Source organism: Bacteroidia bacterium (assembly GCA_026932145.1).
GTDB lineage: Bacteria > Bacteroidota > Bacteroidia > J057 > JAIXKT01 > JAIXKT01.
The window spans coordinates 1-2,719 of sequence record JAIXKT010000061.1; the positions used below are offsets into that span (position 1 = coordinate 1).

At 37.7% G+C, this 2,719-nt stretch carries 5 protein-coding genes; all 5 read left to right on the plus strand.

Features of this window, described 5'->3' with window-relative positions:
* The first annotated feature begins 113 nt into the window (after positions 1 to 113).
* The 5 genes from LC115_13545 (at position 114) to LC115_13565 (ending at position 2,163) form a co-directional block, all read left to right on the plus strand.
* Positions 114 to 488 carry a metalloregulator ArsR/SmtB family transcription factor gene (locus LC115_13545; protein ID MCZ2357691.1) on the plus strand — a complete coding sequence of 125 codons (375 nt, stop codon included), beginning with the start codon at positions 114 to 116 and terminating at the stop codon, positions 486 to 488.
* Positions 485 to 1,084: a mercuric transport protein MerTP gene (gene merTP, locus LC115_13550; GenBank protein ID MCZ2357692.1), complete on the plus strand. Its 600-nt coding sequence runs from the start codon at positions 485 to 487 to the stop codon at positions 1,082 to 1,084. The genes LC115_13545 and merTP overlap by 4 nt, the downstream gene beginning before the upstream one ends.
* Position 1,085: 1 nt before the next feature.
* Positions 1,086 to 1,292, plus strand: a complete 207-nt coding sequence (locus tag LC115_13555; protein MCZ2357693.1) for a hypothetical protein — start codon at positions 1,086 to 1,088, stop codon at positions 1,290 to 1,292.
* Entirely contained in the window at positions 1,256 to 1,444 is a 189-nt protein-coding gene (locus LC115_13560; protein MCZ2357694.1) for a hypothetical protein, read from the plus strand. Before LC115_13555 ends, LC115_13560 begins: the two co-directional genes overlap by 37 nt.
* Before the next feature lie 128 nt (positions 1,445 to 1,572).
* A complete protein-coding gene (locus LC115_13565) occupies positions 1,573 to 2,163 on the plus strand; it encodes a hypothetical protein (GenBank protein ID MCZ2357695.1) in 591 nt (196 codons plus the stop codon).
* Positions 2,164 to 2,719 lie beyond the last annotated feature (556 nt).

The following is a 2,719-nucleotide window of genomic DNA, read 5'->3' on the forward strand; positions in this document are numbered from 1 at the left end:
AAACCGTTATGGGCAAGGCTATGACGACACAACCCGACAGACAAAATCGGGTTCTTTTTGATATTTTGTATTTAAGTAATTGCTTAAATAAACAAATTGACTATCTTTGCACTATGGACAACATTTCGTGTATAAGACAACAAGCGGACATTAAGCAAATCAACCGCTGTAAAGACCGAGTATTAGAACTGAACGGTTCGTTTGACTATTTATCCAACGGACTTGAATTGGCGGGTAACAACGTAAGACTGAAAATCCTGTTTCTGCTTTACGAAGAGCAACAACTTTGCGTTTGCGACCTTAGTGACATTCTCGGAATGACCATTTCGGCAATTTCACAACATCTGCGAAAACTCAAAGACCGAAAACTAATTGAAACGGAAAGGCAAGCACAAACCATTTTTTACTCACTGACAAAAGAGTATGAAAAAATGCTCAAACCTTTTTTCAAAATACTTCACGAAAACAAAATTTTGGAAACAATATGAAAACAGACAAAAAATTAATCGGTGCAGGACTTTTGACAGCAATTGCAGCCTCACTTTGTTGCATCACACCTGTATTGGCTCTTGTCGCAGGGACAAGCGGACTTGCTTCAACTTTTTCTTGGCTTGAACCTTTCCGACCTTATTTTATAGGTTTGACAATTTTGGTTCTTGGTTTTGCTTGGTATCAAAAGTTGAAACCTAAAAAACAAATTGACTGCAATTGTGAGACAGAAGAAAAACCAAAATTCATTCAATCCAAAATGTTTTTAGGAATTGTAACAGCATTTGCAATAGTAATGCTTGCCTTTCCTTACTATGCTCACATATTTTATCCAAAGACAGAAAAACAAATCATAGTAGTTGACAAATCAAATGTTCAAACAGTTGAGTTTTCCATTAGCGGTATGACTTGTGCAGGTTGTGAAGAACACGTAAACCACGAAGTGAATAAGCTTTCGGGAATAATAAAATCAACTGTTTCATACGAAAACGGAAATGCAATTGTAGAATTTGATAACTCAAAAACGAACATTGCCGAAATTGAGAAAGCAATAAACGGAACAGGATATTCAGTAACAGACAAAAAGGAAAAATAAAATGGAAATCATACTACAATCAACAATCACTTGCCCCAACTGCGGACATAAAAAGGAAGAAACAATGCCGACAGACGCTTGCCAATATTTTTACGAATGTGAAAATTGCAAGACCGTTTTAAAACCACATCAAGGCGACTGTTGTGTTTATTGCAGTTACGGAAGTGTAAAATGTCCGCCAATTCAACAAGACAAGAAATGTTGCTGACAAAAGACGAAAAAGCCCAGCCCATAACAGCGGTTTGGCGTAATGGCGGGTTCGGTGCTTCGTATGACAGTTTTGTGGTAGGTTCAAGTGCAGTGCTTCGATTGAACTTTTGTGCTAAAAATCCGCCACTACGCCAAGCCGCAAACCGTTGAGCGGAAATCCCTTCGGGCTTCCCGCTCAACGGCGGGCGGCTTTGTGTTAGCGACCGCCCTTCGGGACTGTCCGCTAACAACAACTTTGCGCCATTGCTGCGCAACGGGCACAAAGCCGCCCGCCGTTAGTGGCAAGTTTAGACGACCACAACCAAACGACTGAAACATTGACAAGGATTAATGAAGACATATTAAAAATTGCGAACCAAGCCTGCTTGAAAATTTTAGCGGACGACAAACTCGTGAAAATAAAACACAAATTTCGTTTAGGAGATAAATCAACCTTAGGTGTTATTTTCTTTTTATTTGGCGGACTATTTCTAATCATTGCTCCGTTCATTAAAACATCAGACACGACAACAAAAATTATAGGAATTGTATTAGGACTTTTTTTAGCTGTGTTCTCAATATTGTCATTAATCAGACAAGTTTCCGATGGACTTCAAATCAAAGACAATGTATTCACGTTTCGACACAACCTTAAACAAAGAATAATTCCTTTAAGTGGCAACTTGAAAATAAGAATGAAAACAGAAGTAATGAAAATAAGACGTGTTGGGACTTTAGGTTCTGACTTTATTATTGTTACTCATTTTTTGCAAGACAATAATATTGAAACTCCAATATTGAAATTTCAAATGGACAACGGAAATGCAGACAACGCAAAGAAATTAGGTAACGAACTGACAAGAATAATAAATGCGAAATTGCGACAATAGTTCAGCTAGAAATAGCGGACTGACAAGAAAACCAGCCACTAACAAGGGTTTTGCGTCAGGCGGGCTGACGTACACATTTGAAGCTATTTGTTTTTAATGAACTTTAGTAATAAATTGAAACTTTGTGCTCTGAAAACCCGCCCGAACGCAAAGCCCCGAACCGTTGGCGGTAATGGCATGACAACCCTGCAACAGACTAACCACTCCGACACAAAACAGACTTAGACTTCCTCAATGAAAAACGGTTATTAACATTATTTTCCGAAATTTGTTGAAAAATATTTTCCTATATTTTATTAACCACAAGTAATATTGTCTATATTTGCACCATAGTTCTTTGAAAAGTGTTTTGGTGTCTATGCCCTTAATGGAGTTCACTTGACTGTCTGAAAAGACAACCCTGACGGGTAAATCAACGGGACACAATCATTAACCCTGTCAAACCGTCCTTTGTGTGACTGATTGATAAGATGATAATTGTTCAAATCGTTATTATGCTATTATTTATAAAAAGCAGGAAATTTAAGTGAGTGTATGAGAACATTGTTTACACATT

Bases quoted from the DNA above. Each gene is read 5' to 3' on its own strand.
- LC115_13560 (MCZ2357694.1), top strand. From the start codon at position 1,256: ATGTCCGCCAATTCAACAAGACAAGAAATGTTGCTGACAAAAGACGAA.
- LC115_13555 (MCZ2357693.1), top strand. From the start codon at position 1,086: ATGGAAATCATACTACAATCAACAATCACTTGCCCCAACTGCGGACAT.
- merTP (MCZ2357692.1), top strand. From the start codon at position 485: ATGAAAACAGACAAAAAATTAATCGGTGCAGGACTTTTGACAGCAATT.
- LC115_13545 (MCZ2357691.1), top strand. From the start codon at position 114: ATGGACAACATTTCGTGTATAAGACAACAAGCGGACATTAAGCAAATC.